Below are 15,479 nucleotides of genomic sequence, written 5' to 3' on the forward strand. Positions count from 1 at the left end.
GTTTCCCGACCCGTCTCATAATCTCTTTAAACACGAAAGCCTGCCAGCACGGGATGTCCTGATGCGCAATCTGCTTGTTCTGCTTCTCCTGACCGCACTGCTGGGTGCCTGCGCCCAGCAGGCACCCCGGCCCAACGGCACCCTGCAGCCCCTGCAGGGTGCGGAATTGCGGGTTCAGGAGCAGCCCGAGGATGACAACGCCCGCGGCGAACTGCTGTATCTGCTGCTGGTGGGTGAACTGGCGGGCCAGATGGGGGCGCTGGATCTCTCCGTCAGCCATTACCTGATGGCTGCGCTCAACAGCCAGGATCCCGCGGTCTCGGAACGGGCCACCCGCATCGCCCTGTTCGCCGATCAGCGCGAGGCCGCGCTGCGGGCCTCCATGCGCTGGGTGGAGCTGGCGCCGGCGAGCGTCGAGGGCCGTCAGGTGCTGGGGGCCCTGCTGGTCAACGCGGGCCGGGTGCCCGAGGCCGTGGAGCAGCTGGACTGGGTGATCCAGAACAGTCCCCAGGGCCAGGCTGCGGGCCATACCACCGTGTCCAACCTGCTGTCCCGTTCCCAGAACCAGGCGGCGGCCCTGGCGGCGATGGGGCAGCTGGCCGAACGCTATCCCGGTGATGCCAGCATGCAGCTGGCCCAGGCGCGGCTGGCGCTGCAGATGCGCCAGCCGGAACAGGCCCTGGAGGCCGCCGACCGGGCTCTGACCCTGGATCCGGGCCTCTCCGATGCCAAGGTGCTGCGCGCCCGCGCCTACACCCAGATGGGGGACCTGGGCCGGGGTGTGCAGATCATGCGCGAGGCGGTCGCGTCCGATCCGCAGAACACGGATCTGCGCCTGGCCTATGGCCGTCTGCTGATCCAGGCCGGGGACTACGACGAGGCCCGCGCCGAATTCGAGCAGCTCATCGCGCGCCGCCCCGGAGACGGTGACCTGCTCTACACCCTGGGCCTGCTCAGTCTCGAGATGGAGCGCTACGAGGATGCCCAGTCCTACTTCACGCGCCTGCTGGGCATGGGACACCGGTCCAACGATGCCAACTACTACCTGGGACGCATCGCCGAGACCGAACGCCGCAGCGACGACGCCCTGCGCCACTACCGCGGCGTGGGTGACGGTGACCATTTCCGCGACGCCCGGGTGCGTCTGGCCCTGCTCATGGGCCGGGCCGGGCAGGTGGATGCGGCCCTGGACATGCTGCGCGAGATGCGCCGGGATGCCGACGAGCCCGACTGGCGGGTGCGCCTGTATTTGACCGAGTCCCAGGTGCTGCGCGACGCGCGGGAATACCAGGCGGCCATGGAGGTCCTGGACCAGGGTCTGCTGGAGCAGCCGGATTCCGGCGAACTGCTCTACGCTCGGGCCCTGGTGGCCGAGAAGCTCGATCGCCTGGACATCCTGGAGACCGACCTGCGTGCCATCCTGGCCAGGGATCCGGACAATGCCGCCGCCCTCAACGCCCTGGGTTACACCCTGGCGGACCGCACCGACCGCCTGGACGAGGCCTACGACTACATCCGCCGTGCCCACGCCCAGCATCCGGAGGACGCCGCCATCCTGGACAGCCTGGGCTGGGTGCTCTACCGCATGGGACGCCTGGACGAGGCGGAGACCTACCTGCGCCAGGCCTACGACACCATGTACGACCCGGAGATCGCCAGCAACCTGGCCATGCTGCTCTGGGACCGGGGCCAGCGGGACGAGGCCCGCCGCGTGCTCGAGGACGCCCTGGCCCAGGACCCGGACCATGACCGTCTGCTGCGCGTGAAGGATCGCTTCGAACAGTGAATGCCCTGATTCCCCTCGGCCGGAGCCGGACCGGGGCTTTGTGCAGCGCGGGGTCCCGGCGCGCATGGCCCCGAGGTACATGGTTACGGGCCGCGCTGCTGCTCACCTTTCTGCTGCTCGCCGGCTGTGCCGTGCGTCCCCCGGTGCTGGAGGAAGCCGCGCCCGAGGCCTGGGACGCGCACCAGGCCGCCGTGCAGGCCCTGGAGCAGTGGTCCCTGAGCGGGCGCATCGCCCTGGATGCCGACGGTCAGCAGTGGCACGCCAACGTGCGCTGGAAGGAACGCAACGGGGACTATGACATCCAGTTTTTCGGCCCCTTCGGAAGGGATGCCGGCCGTCTGCGCGGCGACGAGACGGGCGTGAACCTGCGTACCCCTGACGGCGAGTACTACAACGCCCCGGACCCGGACCGGCTGGTGCGCGACGTGCTGGGCTACCGGCTTCCGGTGAGCGGACTGCGCCACTGGGTGCTGGGCCTGCCCGCGCCCGGGTCGGGCAGCGAGCGCAGTTTCGATGCCCGTGGCCGGCTCAGCCTGCTGGAGCAGTCCGGCTGGCAGGTGCAGTACCAACGCTACCGGGAGTCGGTCTCCCCGACCCTGCCGGATCGCCTGGAACTGCATTACGGTCAGGAGATCCGCCTGCGCCTGCTGGTGGACACCTGGGCCCTGGAGCCCGTGAGCGCCGCCCAGTGACCCGCTGGAGCACCAACTGGCCGGCCCCGGCCAAGCTCAACCTGTTCCTGCACATCACCGGCCGACGGGGCGACGGCTATCACCTGCTGCAGACCGTCTTCCAGCCCCTGTCCGTGGGCGACAGCCTGGATTTCCTGTGCCTGGACGAGGACGCGGTGCGCCTGGAGACCCCGCTGCCGGGTGTCGCGCCGGAGCAGGACCTGGTGGTGCGCGCCGCGCGGCGGCTCAAGGCCGAGGCGGGCTACCCGGGGGGCGTCGCGGTCCGGGTGCACAAGCGCCTGCCCCTCGGCGGGGGACTGGGCGGCGGCAGTTCCGATGCGGCCACCACCCTGGTGGCCCTGAACCACCTCTGGGGCCTGGCCCTGTCCTGCGATCGCCTGGCGGCCCTGGGCCTGGAACTGGGGGCCGACGTGCCGGTGTTCGTGCGCGGCCGCGCGGCCTGGGCCGAGGGCGTGGGGGAGCGCCTGGAACCGGTCAGCCTGCCGGAACCCTGGTTCCTGGTGATCCACCCCGGTGTTTCCATCAGCACGGCAGCCCTGTTCGGCGACCCGCAATTGACACGAAACTGCCCGCCAATCACAATACCCGACTTTATTTCCGGCAAGGGTGGCAACGTTTTCGAGCCGCTGGTCCGGGCGCGGTACCCCCAGGTGGCGCGGGCGCTGGACTGGCTCGCACAGGCCGCGGGCGAGGCCCGTCTGACCGGTACCGGTGCCTGCGTGTTCGCCGCCCTGAAGGATCAGGCCGGGGCCGAGGCCCTGCTGGACCGCCTGCCGGAAGGCTGGAAGGGCTTCGTCGCCCGGGGACTCAACCGATCGCCGCTGCTGGATCGCCTCGCCCAGGGCTGAGGCTGACCGCCGCGGCGGAATTTTCTTGGGCCGTCGCCAAGCGGTAAGGCACCGGGTTTTGATCCCGGCATTCGCAGGTTCGAATCCTGCCGGCCCAGCCAACTGGAAACACCCCAGGTGCCATTTGATACGGTGCATGGGGAGCAGGTCGGCAGGATGAGAACCGTAGAGGTTCGACCGAAACGCCGGGAGCGTTTCGGAACAGTGCCGCAGGGCGCTGGCCCCGAAGGGGCGCCGGGCAGGAGGCCCGGCGTAATCCTGTCGGCCCAGCCAACTGGAAACACCCCAGGTGCCATTTGATACGGTGCATGGGGAGCAGGTCGGCAGGATGAGAACCGTAGAGGTTCGACCGAAACGCCGGCCCTGATTTACATTTTTGACAACTGTCGATGGCTTAACGCCGGTCATCGCCGCTATGCGCCAAAGGTCTGCCGTGGCTGACAGAAGCAAGATGATGATCTTCGCGGGCAATGGGACCCCGCAGCTGGCCCAGGATGTGGTGAATCACCTCAACATCCCCCTGGGCAAGGCGGTGGTGGGCCGGTTCAGCGACGGCGAGATCCAGATTGAGATCCTGGAGAACGTGCGCGGTCGCGACGTATTCATCCTGCAGTCCACCTGCGCGCCCACCAACGACAACCTGATGGAACTGCTCATCATGGTGGATGCCCTGCGCCGGGCCTCGGCGGGGCGCATCACCACGGTGATCCCGTACTTCGGCTACGCCCGCCAGGACCGCCGGGTGCGTTCCGCCCGCGTGCCCATCTCCGCCAAGGTGGTGGCCAACATGCTGGAGGCGGTGGGCACCGACCGGGTGCTGACCGTGGACGTGCACGCCGACCAGGTGCAGGGTTTCTTCAACCTGCCGGTGGACAACGTCTACGCCTCGCCGATCCTGCTGGGCGACATCTGGCGCCAGAAGCACCCGAACCTGATCGTGGTGTCACCGGACGTGGGCGGCGTGGTGCGCGCCCGTGCCGTGGCCAAGCGCCTGGACGACGCCGAACTGGCGATCATCGACAAGCGCCGTCCCAAGCCCAACGAGTCCCGGGTGATGCACATCATCGGTGACGTGGAAGGCAAGAGCTGCGTGATCATCGACGACCTGGTGGATACCGCCGGCACCCTGTGCGAGGCGGCCCGGGCCCTGAAGGAACACGGCGCCGCCAAGGTGATGGCCTACGCCACCCACCCGGTGCTCTCCGGCCCGGCCATCTCCAACATCGAGAAGTCGGAACTGGACGAACTGGTGGTGACCGACACCATCCCGCTGCGACCCGAGGCCCAGGCCTGTTCGAAGATCCGCCAGCTGTCGGTGGCCGGGATGCTGGCCGAGACCATCCGCCGCATCAACCGGGAAGAGTCGGTGAGTTCGCTGTTCGTGGATTGAATTGTAGGTCGGCCTTCAGGCCGATGGCGGTGCCCATCGAGACATCGTGTTCGTCGGCCTGAAGGCCGACCTACGAAGCCCCTGTCCTGGTCGCGGGACAGGTTTTTTGTTGTTTGACTGGAGAACCATCATGAGTGTGAATTTCGAACTGCAGGCAGAACCGCGTGCGGACCAGGGCAAGGGTGCGAGCCGCCGCCTGCGCCGCGCCGGCAAGGTGCCTGCCATCCTGTACGGAGAGGGCAAGGATCCCCAGCCCATCACCCTGGACCACAACGCGGTGATGCTGAACCTGGAGCACGAGGCCTTCTATTCCCACATCCTGAGCGTGAAGCTGGGCGGCAAGGCCGAGAAGGCGATCCTGCGCGACGTGCAGCGTCATCCCTGCAAGCCCATCATCCTGCACCTGGACCTGTTGCGCGTGAGCGAAGACCACGCAATCCGCGTGCACGTGCCCCTGCATTTCACCAATGAAGAGAGCTGCGTGGGCGTGAAGACTGGCGGCGGCATGGTCAGCCACCAGATGGTGGAAGTGGAAGTGGAGTGCCTGCCCAAGCACCTGCCCGAGTTCATCGAGGTGGACGTGGCCAGCCTGAACGTGGGCGACTCCCTGCACTTGTCCCAGATCTCCCTGCCCGAGGGCGTGAGCATCGTGGCCCTGTCCCATGGCCCGGATCACGACCTGCCGGTGGTGAGCATCCTCAAGCCCCGTGGCGCTGCTGCAGAGGAAGAGGCGGGCGGCGAGGCGGCCGAGGGCGGCGAAGCCTCCTGATGGCGGCCTGAGCCGTGCCGGGCAATCAACCCGTGCAACTTGTGGCGGGGCTGGGAAATCCCGGCCCCAAATACACCGAGACCCGGCACAATGCCGGGTTTTGGTTTGTGGACGCCCTGGCACGCCGCCACGGCGGCACCTTCCGCCAGGAGAACAAGTTCGCCGGCGAGTCGGCACGCATCAGCCTGGGCGGCCAGGAGGTCTGGCTGCTCAAGCCCCAGACCTTCATGAACCGCAGCGGCCAGTCGGTGAAGCTGCTCGCCACCTTCTACAAGATCCCGGTGGAGTCGATCCTGGTGGTCCACGACGAGCTGGACCTGCCCCCCGGCGAGGTTCGCCTCAAGCGTGGCGGTGGTCACGGCGGCCACAACGGCCTGCGCGACATCATGGCGCACCTGGGCAAGGAGTTCCTGCGCCTGCGCCTGGGCGTGGGTCATCCCGGGCACAAGGACCAGGTGGTGGACTACGTGTTGCAGCGCCCCTCGCGGGACGAAGAGGCCGACATCCTGCGCGCCATCGATCACGGGCTGGACGTGATGTCCGAGGTGATCGCGGGGGAACTGGAGCGGGCCATGCATAAACTGCATTCAAAGTAAGAGACAAGATCCAAGAGGCAAGATACAAGAGGGGGTGTCGTTTGCCTTCGTGGTGTATCTTGGCTCCCTCTTGTCTCTAGCATCTTTCAACTTGTCTCTGGCGCCTTTCTTATGTCCCTGAAATGCGGAATTGTCGGATTACCCAATGTCGGTAAATCCACCCTGTTCAACGCCCTGACCCGCGCGGGCATCCAGGCGGAGAACTATCCCTTCTGCACCATCGACCCCAACGTGGGCGTGGTGCCGGTGCCGGATCCGCGCCTGGACGCGCTCGCGGCCATCGTCAAGCCGGAGAAGCTGATTCCCACCGCCATGGAGTTCGTGGACATCGCGGGGCTCGTCGCCGGCGCCTCCCAGGGCGAGGGCCTGGGCAACCAGTTCCTGGCCCACATCCGCGAGACCGATGCCATCGCCCACGTGGTGCGCTGCTTCGAGAACGACGACGTGATCCACGTGGCCGGCCGGGTGGATCCCCTCTCCGACATCGAGGTGATCAACACCGAGCTGGCCCTGGCCGACCTGGAGACCGTGGAGAAGGCGCTCAACCGACTGACCCGCTCCGCCAAGTCCGGGGACAAGGAGGCGGTGGCGCGCAAGAACGTGGCCGAGAAGGTGCAGGCGGTGCTGGCCGAGGGCAAGGCCGCCCGGGCCGCGGACCTGGACGACGAGGAGCGCAAACTGTTGCGGGAGTTTCACCTGATCACCGCCAAGCCCGCCATGTACATCGCCAACGTCAACGAGGACGGCTTCGAGAACAACCCGCTGCTGGACCGGGTGCGAGAGTACGCTGCCGCCGAGCACGCCCAGGTGGTGCCCGTGTGCGCCGCCATCGAAGCCGAGATCGCCCAGCTCGAGGACGACGAGAAGACCGAGTTCCTGGCCGAGATGGGTCTCGACGAGCCGGGTCTCAACCGGGTGATCCGGGCCGCCTACGAGCTGCTGGGCCTGCAGACCTTCTTCACCGCCGGACCCAAGGAGGTGCGCGCCTGGACCGTCAAGCGCGGCGCCACCGCCCCCAAGGCCGCCGCCGTGATCCACACCGACTTCGAGAAGGGCTTCATCCGCGCCGAGGTGGTGGGCTACGAGGACTTCATCGCCGGCAAGGGCGAGCAGGGCGCCAAGGACGCAGGCAAGTGGCGCCTGGAGGGCAAGGAGTACGTGATGAAGGAAGGGGACGTGGTCCACTTCCGCTTTAACGTATAAAGGCGCAGAAATAAGAGGCAAGAAAAGGCCAGGTAACGGCCTGTTGCCTTGACAGGAACGGGGGGGCGGGCCAAAATTCCGCCCTTTCCGCAGTACGGCTACGTAGCTCAGCTGGTTAGAGCGCGGCACTCATAATGCTGAGGTCGGTGGTTCAAGTCCACCCGTAGCCACCACCTTCTTCCCCATCCCTTCCAGCGATTCTGAACCGGCTCTGTCGGGACGTCCGCGTGCGTCCTCGGAACGCTGGTCTCAGCTGCGGCCAGGGTCTGCCAGGAGCCGGGTCGCCAGCAGCGTCTGCATGTCCCGACGTCCATCCGCAATCAGATAGATGATCACCCGTTCGTCCATGACCCGGTAGATGACCCGATAGGGCTTGAAGAACACCTGGCGGTATTCCCTGATACCCAGGTTCAGCAGCTCCCGTGGATGGACGCCGCGTTCGGGCTGTTCGGCCAGAGATTCGACCACGGTCAGCAGCCGGTCTAAAACGTGATCCGCGCTCTTGCGGGAGTCGAATTCCAGCAGATAGTCGTAGAGCGCCTCCAGGTCCCGCTCGGCGCCCTCGGTAAGCAGCACCTCGCAGGGCATCAGTCGGCGGCTTTCTTGCTGCGCAGCCGGGCGATGACCTCAGCCGCAGGCTTGACCCGCCCTTCCTCCACTTCCCGGCTGCCCAGGGCCAGGATCTTCAGCAGGGCCAGGGTCTCCTGGGTCTCCTGGTAGCTGGCCACGTCCTGAAGCACGGCCTTGGCCTCGCCGTTCTGGGTAATGACCAGGGGCTCGCGCTCCTCGGCCAGCCTGCTGAGCACCTCGGCGGCGTTGGCCTTGAGGTAGCTGATGGGTTTGACGTGGTCTGAATAGCGCATGGGGATCTCCATTGGAATGGACTTAATTTAGTCCTTATGAGGTCTGCGCTCAAGGGCGAATGATTCTCTCCAGTCGATGGAAAACATCCTGTTCTCCCAGGGTCGCTGAGGCGGGGGAAGATCTAAATACGATAAGCACCGTTTTCCCTGAGCGCCTCTGTGTCACTGCGAGAGAAAGGAAAAAACGTCACTCACGAAACACATCAACTTCGCCCCAGCAGCTTGTATTCCAGAATGTGGCGCGGCAGGCCGGCAGGCAGGCTGTGGGCGGCGATCGTCTCCAGGGTGTAGTCGGCCTCGCCGGCGATGGCCTCGGCGGCCAGCAGGCCGCTGCGCACGGCGGGGCCGATGCCCTCCGCCATGTCCCGGGTGGCCAGTCCGGCGGCATCACCGATCACGAAGGCCTTGTCCAGACGCAGGCGCTGCACGCCGTCGCGCAGGTAGTAGGCATAGCCCTGGGGTGCGAGTTTCAGGCCCCCATCGATCAGGCCGCGCCCGCGCAGGCGGGCCTCGAAACGGTCCCAGTGGGGGCGGATGTCGTCCCCCCGATCCTTGAGCCGCGCGGCCATGGCCCCGACACCCAGGTTCAGATAGCCGTCCGCCTTTGGCACATACCAGCTGTAGCCGGGCAGTCCCTTGTGGAAGAACCACAAGTGACAGTCGCCATCACGCCACTCACAGGGCAGCTCCTGTTCCAGGGCCACGGCCTGGAGCGTGCGGGCGCGGGGATTGACCTCCCGGAACAGGCCGCGGTACACGGGGCAGGCGGTGCCGCCGGCGCCCACCAGGTACTCCCACTCGAAGCGGTCATCGATCACGAAGCGTCCATCCCGGCGCTCGATGCGCCGCGCCTCGTGGTTCAGGACCTGCGCGCCGGAGCGCTCCAGCAGCCAGTGATCGAATTCGAAACGGCGGATGGAATGCTGGGGGGCGCACATGTTCAAGCGCAGGCCCTTCAGGTGCACCCGGGTCACCTCGAAGGTAAGGAAGCGGTGCGGGTAGGCCCCGATGTCCATCTCCAGGTCCGCGACCACAGCCATGTTTGCTCCAGCAGGAATCTGGAGCTTATAGCTCAGCCTTGCCCCCTGGGTCTGGATCAGCGGATATAGGCGGCCGTGGCGTAGCGGCGCATCATGCGATGGCTGTTGAAGTAATAGGCGTTCTTGGCGATGGCGCCCTGCATGACCCGGATCCAGCCTGCCCGGTCGTCGTAGAATAGGGGCAGCACCTTGTTTTCCAGGGTGGCGTACAGGGCCTGGGCGTCGCCGCCGTTGGATTCCGCTCCGCCGCCGTTGCCCACGGCCCAGCCGGTGACCCCCTCGATACAGCCCTCCATCCACCAGCCGTCCAGCACGCTCAGGTTGGGCACGCCGTTAAAGGCGGCCTTCATGCCGCTGGTGCCCGAGGCCTCCAGGGGACGCAGCGGGTTGTTGAGCCACAGGTCGACACCGGAGGTGAGCAGGTGCCCCAGGTGCATGTTGTAGTTGGGCAGGAACACCATGCGGATAGCACCGGAGAGTTCGTCGCGCATGCGGAACAGGCGCTCGATGAGGGCCTTGCCGCCGGAATCGTTGGGATGGGCCTTGCCGGCCATGACGATCTGTATGGGGTGGCGTTGGGCGATGGTCTTGAGTCGACCCAGATCACTGAACAACAGATCCGGTCGCTTGTAGGCCGTCATGCGCCGGGCGAAACCCAGGGTGGCCACCTCCGGGTCGAGGCTTACGCCGGTGAGCCTGCGCACGGCATCGAGGAGTGCCGCCTTCGCCTCGGTATGGGCGCTCCAGGTCTCCTGGGGCGGGATCTGGTCGGCGCGTACCAGCATGTCCGGCTCGAAGCGCCAGGCGGGGATGTACCGGTCGAACAGCCGCTGTACGGCCGGGGCGGTCCAGGTGCCCGGGTGCACACCGTTGGTGACCGCATGCACGTGGACCTCGGGAAACATCTGCCGCGAGACCTCCGCATGGGTCTTGGCCACGCCGTTCACGTAGCCGGACAGGCGCAGGGCCAGGCGGGTCATGTTGAGTCGCTGGTTGCCGGCCAGGCGCCGGATCTCGTTGAGGTCCATGAAGCGGGCAAGCAGCCGGTCCACCAGGGGATAGTCGAACTGGTCGTGGCCGGCCTCCACGGGGGTGTGGGTGGTGAACAGGCATTGCTCCCGAACCCGGGCCGTGTCGTAGACGTCCCCGTGGGGCTCCATCCGGTCCGGCCGGCGCTCGTCCCGACGCAGCAACTCCAGGGCGAGCAGGGCCGAATGGCCTTCGTTCATGTGGTAGGTGTGAACCTTGAAACCCAGGGCCTGGAGCATGCGCGCGCCGCCGATGCCCAGCACGATCTCCTGGGTCAGCCGGTATTCGATACCGTCGCCGTAGAGTTGATCGGTGATGCGTCGGTCCTCGGGGCCGTTTTCCGGCAGTTGGGTATCCAGCAGCAGCACCGGGACCTGATAGCCCGAGGCGCCGCTCAGCCCATAGAGCCAGGCCTGCACCCACACGTCGCGGTCGGCCACGGGCACGGAGATCTTCGCCGGCAGCGGGATGGCCCAGTCACCCGGTTCCCAAGGATCAGGCAGCTCCGTCTGCCGGCCGAATTCGTCCAGCACCTGGCGGAAATATCCGTTGCGGCTGGCCAGGGTGACGCCCACGAGGGGGATGGACAGGTCGGCGGCGCTGCGCAGGGTGTCGCCGGCCAGCATACCCAGGCCACCGCTGTAGGTGGGGATCTCGCTGCGCAGGCCGATCTCCATTGAGAAGTAGGCGATGCGGGGGGTGTGGACGAATTGCTCGAGGGTGATTGGCATGTTGTTGAGTGTGCAGAATCAGAGGCCAGGCGCATCAGCGGGCGATGCCCGGGATCGCGCCACTCATACTTCACTCAGGTTTTAAGCTGATCATGTGACGTGAGTGTGACGGATGCACAACCACGGCCGTTCGGCGGGGCCAGTTCAGTCACTTCCGCTGCCTGTGTATCGAATTCCTCGAATCTGTCGTGTGTTTCATGGAAGGGTCATCTGGCCGGTGCTAGATTTCTCCGAGCACATCCCTTCCGTTTGCATCATCAGCGAGGCACATGGACATGTCCGATCCCGAAATCAAACAACCCGAAGACAAACGGGCGGAAAGCTACGAGGCCGTGCGTCCCTTCTTCGAGGCCAGCTTCGAGCAGATCCTGGCGGCCGGCCGGGGCGCCCGGGAGATGGCTGAGTTCACCCTGGAGCGACTCGGTGATGCCTCCCTGCCGCATCTGCAGCGCTTCATGAACGAGGTGCGCGCGGGGCAGGTCAAGGTCAAGGGTCTCACCCAGTCGGCCCATGACCGGATCTTCGGCGCGCAGCCTTCCCCGGAGGAGCGCGAGCGCTGGATCCGCGAGGCGGCCTATCTGCGCGCGCAACAGCGCGGCTTCGCCGGCGGATCTCCCGAGGAGGACTGGCATGAGGCGGAAAAGGAAGTCGACGCGCGCCTGGCAGCCGAACTGGGTCTGATCGGTCGCGGGCGTCGTGCCCTGGAGTCCGTCGCCAGCGCTGCGGAACGGGAGATCGAGGAGACCTACGATCTGGTCAGGCAGTGGCACGCCCGTCAGGGCGAGGCGGTGAAGAAGGCCCGTATCCCCAAGGTTCTGGGAAGCAAGAAGGCGGTGGCCGAGTCTAGCGAAGCTACTTCCGGCGAGAAGCCCCTGCTGACAGACCCCGAGTCCCCAGCGGTTGTGGCTAATGCGCAGAAGGTCAAGGCCAAAACCGCGCAGGGAAAGCCTGCCAAGGGTGCGAAGTCAAAGGCAGATAAGCCAGTGAAGGATAAGGCCGCCAAGGTGAAGTCGGACAAGCCAAAGAAGTCCAAGGCATCGGCGAAGCGCGGTAAAGCTGTCAAGGCTGCAGAGCATCCTCAGTGATCCTGGCGCCCCGCTGATTCGTCTGCGGAGCACCCGTGATCCGGGCGCAGGCAGCGCGAAACCATTTCAGTGCATGATCTGGGTGGTCGCGGTCGGCGTTGGCTGTGTTTCGCACACAATTCTGGATCTGACCAACGAGGGAAACCCCGCTGTGTTCAGTGTGTCTGACCCCAGCGTGCAGTCACATGCAGAGGGCGCCCTTCCCGCACCACGCTCAGCAGCACACCCTCCTGGTCCGCCGAGGCCTTGAGCGTTTCGATCACGGCGGCACTCTGACTCACCGGGATGTTGTTGACGGCAGTGATCAGGTCGCCTTCCATGAGCGTGAGACCGAGATCTATCAGTTCACTGTCAGGCGCAAGATGCTGCAGTCGCCAGGCCTGTATCACGCCATCCACGGCCACCGGCTCCAGGGAGGCCTGGTTCACCAGCCGCTGCCGATCCAAGATCAGGGCCTTCAGGCCTGGGCCATCCAGGGTCAGCTCGACCGTATCGTGCGAAGTATCTGCCAGAGGCGCGAGTACCGAGCCTGACCCATTCAGGTCCATACGTGCTGCGCCACCAGGGCAATCAAGCATCACGTGATCTGTCGACACCTGCGCCAGCAGGCACGGGCCGACCGCATCTCCGGGCCGCCGCCACTGCTCATCCTCGCCGGGTCCCCGGAACAGCGCCCGGGGTTCAGACGTACCATGCATGACACCGGTCAGTTCAGGAACTGCATTGCCGGCGCAAGCCGTGCCGCCCCACGACAGGGCGGCGGCCAGCATCCAGGACTGCGCGCGTGGGTTCATGACGGGAAGAAGTCGATGGGATAGGTGATGGTGATGGCGCTCACGTCCTTGGCCCCGAAATCCAGCTGCCGTACACGCAGCATCAGGCGTCGTTCCAGATCCTCGTCGTTGAGTTCGCTGCTGACGATCTGCGCCGCGCTCACCTGGCCGGTGGGGTTCGATGGTCAGGCGCAGCACCAGTTTGCCGCGCAGGGTGGGGTTGGTGCGCAGGGCTCGGTTATAGATGGCGTAGATGGCGCTCTTGTTGCGGTCGAACACCAGCTGGATCTCCTCGTCGGTGCGGCTGGCGCGGCGTTCCTGGGCGCGGCGGGTGGCGGCGCCGGCGCCGGTGTCGACGCTGCTGGTGACCTGCGCGGTCTGGCGCCCCGCCAGCTGACCGCCGCCGGCGGTATCCCGGCTCAGGCTGCCGCTGTCGATGCCGCCGCTGCTGCCGCCGGTGCGCGAGGTGATCACCGAGCGCTCCTGGGGGCTCTCGCTGGCGCCGCCGGTGCTCAGCTGCTGGCTGCGCAGGGTCTCGGTGCTCGGGTTGTCACGCAGCTGGGACAGATCCTCGCTGAAGGCCAGCAGCCCCGAACTGCGGGCGCGCTCCCGGGCCGTGGGTTGCGGCGGCTCGGGGGTCGGCGGCTGGACCACCTGGGGCGGCGGTTCCGGTACGGGCACCGGCTGGGGTGGCGGCTCGGGGACGGCGACCACGGGCTCCGGTTCAGGCAGCGGTGCGGCGGGTTCCTCCACCCGGGGTTCCGGCACGGGCGGGGGGGGGGGCTGCTGACGTTCCAGCACCAGTTCCGCCACCCGCCGCGGGACCTCGACGGTCTCGAAGGGCGCCCGCTGCGGCACCGGCAGCCAGGGCATGATCAGGCTCAGCAACAGGAAGATCGCAAGCACCACCAGCAATACACGACGGAAACGCTGATCCTCTTCGGGGACCGGTGTCCAGGGCAGCATGGGTGTGTTGAGAACGGCGCTCATGAGCCACCACCTGCGGTTTGCGTCGTCTGGTGCACGGCCAGGGAGACCTGGCTGAAGCCCGCCTCGGTGCAGGTGGCCATCACCTTCTTGAGCAGGCTGAACGGGATCTGCCTGTCGCCCATGATGGTGATGGCACCCAGGTCCTCGTCGTCCTCGCGGCGCAGCAGCCCGCGCCGGCCGTGCTGCTCGAGCGCGACGCGCAGGGTCTCGATCACCAGTCCCTCGCTCTGCTCGGCCTCGACGACGGTGCTCACCTGTCGACCGGCCACCAGGATGGCGTCCTGGGACACGGTGACGATCAGGGCCTCGCGTGGCACGGTTTCAGCCACGGACTCGGGCAGTTCCACGGCCCGGGTGCTGGGGATCTCCTGCACGTCGGTGGAGTTCACCAGCAGGAAGAACACCAGGATGGTGAAGATGTCCATGAGCGCCACCAGATTGAATCCGGGCACCCGTTTGGCGCGCAGATGATGCCGCTCCATGCGGCGGGCACGGCGGGACATCTTCATCGACCGCTCCCTCCCTGCACCGGTGCGTCGCCGATGGAGATTTGCGGAAACAGCTCCGGCTGGCGCAGGCCGCTTGCCGGGTCGGTCTGACCACCGCGCAGCACGTCCATCACCCAGATCAGGCTCTGATAGTCCACCTGGGGCTCCAGCAGGATGGTCGCCTGGTCGATGCTCGGGGCGCCGCGCTTGATCTCCAGCAGCCGCTCGCCGAGGGTGCCCAGGTCATAGCCTTCCCCGGTGTTGGGGATGCGGTGCAGGGGGCCGCGGCGGCGGTCCGCGATGACCAGGTGATCGGTGCGCATGATCACTTCCAGCTGCAGGGACGGCGGTTCCTGCTCGCTCGCCTGGGAGGCGCTGGGCAGGCTCAGTTCGTGCACGGTGATGCGCGAGAACACCGCCATCATCAGCAGGAAGGGCACCAGCACCACCATCAGGTTCATGAAGGCGGTGACGTTGAGCTCGGCCACCTGCTTCTGCCGGGCCCTGCGCATGCGGAATCTCATGACGCACTCGCCGTCGCCGTGGCGGCCTGCCGGTTGGCACGGTCGCCGATGATGTTCATGACCTTCACCGAGGCCATCTCCAGGCTGTCGATGATCTGGGTGCTCTTGGTCTGAAGCACCGCGTGGATCATCAGCAGTGGGATGCCCACCATCAGGCCGAAGGCGGTGGTGTTCATGGCCACCGAGATACTGGCGGAGAGCATGTCGGCCTTCTCGGCGGGATTGGCGCTGGCCACGGCGGTGAAGGCCTCGATCAGTCCGATGATGGTGCCGAGCAGGCCGAGCAGGGTGGCGATGTTGGCCAGGGTGGCCAGGTAGTGGGTGCGTTTCTCGATGCGCGGCACCACCTCCATCAGCCCTTCCTCCATGGCCATCTCCAGGTCACTGGTGCGCCGGGCGATGCCGAGACGGCTGAGACCGTAGTTCAGGATGCGGCTGATCGCGGCCTTGGACTGCTCGGTGTAGGCCTGGGCCTCGCGCAGCTTGCCGGTCTGCAGCAGCGGCAGGAGCTGCTGCCAGGTGCGCTGGTTGCGCAGGCTGAACACGCTCAGATACACGTAGCGCTCGATGGCGATGGCCAGGCCCAGCGCCAGCACCACCACGATGGGGTACATGAAGACCCCGCCCTGCTGGAAGAACTGGACGATGTTGGCGTAGATGTTCATGGTGCTT

The 15,479-nt window shown here is 66.5% G+C and carries 16 protein-coding genes and 2 tRNA genes; 10 read left to right on the top strand and 8 right to left on the bottom strand.

What is annotated here, in order from left to right; all coding sequences use genetic code 11:
* The first annotated feature begins 61 nt into the window (after positions 1–61).
* The 9 genes from TGR7_RS02590 (at position 62) to TGR7_RS02630 (ending at position 7,457) form a co-directional block, all read left to right on the top strand.
* Positions 62–1,786 carry a tetratricopeptide repeat protein gene (locus tag TGR7_RS02590; protein WP_012637109.1) on the top strand — a complete coding sequence of 575 codons (1,725 nt, stop codon included), beginning with the start codon at positions 62–64 and terminating at the stop codon, positions 1,784–1,786.
* Entirely contained in the window at positions 1,783–2,478 is a 696-nt protein-coding gene (lolB, locus tag TGR7_RS02595; RefSeq protein WP_012637110.1) for a lipoprotein insertase outer membrane protein LolB, read from the top strand. The genes TGR7_RS02590 and lolB overlap by 4 nt, the downstream gene beginning before the upstream one ends.
* Positions 2,475–3,326 (top strand): 4-(cytidine 5'-diphospho)-2-C-methyl-D-erythritol kinase, encoded by an 852-nt coding sequence (ispE, locus tag TGR7_RS02600; protein ID WP_012637111.1) that lies wholly within the window; start codon positions 2,475–2,477, stop codon positions 3,324–3,326. Before lolB ends, ispE begins: the two co-directional genes overlap by 4 nt.
* 26 nt (positions 3,327–3,352) lie before the next feature.
* Positions 3,353–3,427: transfer RNA gene (locus TGR7_RS02605), tRNA-Gln, on the top strand.
* Between the two features lie 314 nt (positions 3,428–3,741).
* Positions 3,742–4,716, top strand: a complete 975-nt coding sequence (locus TGR7_RS02610) for a ribose-phosphate diphosphokinase (RefSeq protein ID WP_419581639.1) — start codon at positions 3,742–3,744, stop codon at positions 4,714–4,716.
* A gap of 130 nt (positions 4,717–4,846) precedes the next feature.
* A complete protein-coding gene (locus TGR7_RS02615; RefSeq protein ID WP_012637113.1) occupies positions 4,847–5,485 on the top strand; it encodes a 50S ribosomal protein L25/general stress protein Ctc in 639 nt (212 codons plus the stop codon).
* 14 nt (positions 5,486–5,499) lie between these two features.
* A complete protein-coding gene (gene pth, locus TGR7_RS02620; RefSeq protein ID WP_012637114.1) occupies positions 5,500–6,081 on the top strand; it encodes an aminoacyl-tRNA hydrolase in 582 nt (193 codons plus the stop codon).
* 111 nt (positions 6,082–6,192) lie between these two features.
* The gene (ychF, locus tag TGR7_RS02625) at positions 6,193–7,284 is read left to right on the top strand and encodes a redox-regulated ATPase YchF (RefSeq protein WP_012637115.1); all 1,092 of its coding nucleotides are present in this window, start codon (positions 6,193–6,195) and stop codon (positions 7,282–7,284) included.
* Positions 7,285–7,380: 96 nt separating this feature from the next.
* Positions 7,381–7,457 (top strand) — tRNA-Met (locus TGR7_RS02630).
* Between the two features lie 76 nt (positions 7,458–7,533).
* Here TGR7_RS02630 and TGR7_RS02635 read toward each other — a convergent pair.
* The 4 genes from TGR7_RS02635 to glgP all read right to left on the bottom strand — a co-directional run bounded on the left by TGR7_RS02635 (position 7,534) and on the right by glgP (position 10,947).
* Positions 7,534–7,872, bottom strand: a complete 339-nt coding sequence (locus TGR7_RS02635; RefSeq protein ID WP_012637116.1) for a type II toxin-antitoxin system RelE/ParE family toxin — start codon at positions 7,870–7,872, stop codon at positions 7,534–7,536.
* Complete coding sequence (locus TGR7_RS02640; protein WP_012637117.1) at positions 7,872–8,147, bottom strand: type II toxin-antitoxin system Phd/YefM family antitoxin; 276 nt, start codon at positions 8,145–8,147, stop codon at positions 7,872–7,874. Before TGR7_RS02640 ends, TGR7_RS02635 begins: the two co-directional genes overlap by 1 nt.
* Before the next feature lie 203 nt (positions 8,148–8,350).
* Positions 8,351–9,187, bottom strand: a complete 837-nt coding sequence (locus tag TGR7_RS02645) for an NAD(P)/FAD-dependent oxidoreductase (protein WP_012637118.1) — start codon at positions 9,185–9,187, stop codon at positions 8,351–8,353.
* A 56-nt stretch (positions 9,188–9,243) separates the two neighbouring features.
* Positions 9,244–10,947: an alpha-glucan family phosphorylase gene (gene glgP, locus TGR7_RS02650; RefSeq protein WP_012637119.1), complete on the bottom strand. Its 1,704-nt coding sequence runs from the start codon at positions 10,945–10,947 to the stop codon at positions 9,244–9,246.
* 269 nt (positions 10,948–11,216) lie between these two features.
* Between glgP and TGR7_RS02655 the strand changes: the two genes are divergently transcribed.
* A complete protein-coding gene (locus TGR7_RS02655) occupies positions 11,217–12,032 on the top strand; it encodes a DUF2934 domain-containing protein (protein WP_245523019.1) in 816 nt (271 codons plus the stop codon).
* Positions 12,033–12,187: 155 nt separating this feature from the next.
* Here the strand turns inward: TGR7_RS02655 and TGR7_RS16720 are convergent, their stop codons facing one another.
* From TGR7_RS16720 to TGR7_RS02680, 4 genes are read right to left on the bottom strand one after another with little or no spacing between them, the layout of a single operon-like run.
* Complete coding sequence (locus TGR7_RS16720) at positions 12,188–13,795, bottom strand: hypothetical protein (RefSeq protein ID WP_012637121.1); 1,608 nt, start codon at positions 13,793–13,795, stop codon at positions 12,188–12,190.
* Positions 13,792–14,304: an ExbD/TolR family protein gene (locus tag TGR7_RS02670; protein WP_012637122.1), complete on the bottom strand. Its 513-nt coding sequence runs from the start codon at positions 14,302–14,304 to the stop codon at positions 13,792–13,794. Before TGR7_RS02670 ends, TGR7_RS16720 begins: the two co-directional genes overlap by 4 nt.
* Positions 14,301–14,795: an ExbD/TolR family protein gene (locus TGR7_RS02675; protein ID WP_049764604.1), complete on the bottom strand. Its 495-nt coding sequence runs from the start codon at positions 14,793–14,795 to the stop codon at positions 14,301–14,303. Before TGR7_RS02675 ends, TGR7_RS02670 begins: the two co-directional genes overlap by 4 nt.
* An 8-nt stretch (positions 14,796–14,803) precedes the next feature.
* Positions 14,804–15,472, bottom strand: a complete 669-nt coding sequence (locus TGR7_RS02680; RefSeq protein ID WP_012637124.1) for a MotA/TolQ/ExbB proton channel family protein — start codon at positions 15,470–15,472, stop codon at positions 14,804–14,806.
* Positions 15,473–15,479: the final 7 nt, after the last annotated feature.

This window comes from Thioalkalivibrio sulfidiphilus HL-EbGr7 (assembly GCF_000021985.1).
Classification (GTDB): domain Bacteria; phylum Pseudomonadota; class Gammaproteobacteria; order Ectothiorhodospirales; family Ectothiorhodospiraceae; genus Thioalkalivibrio_A; species Thioalkalivibrio_A sulfidiphilus.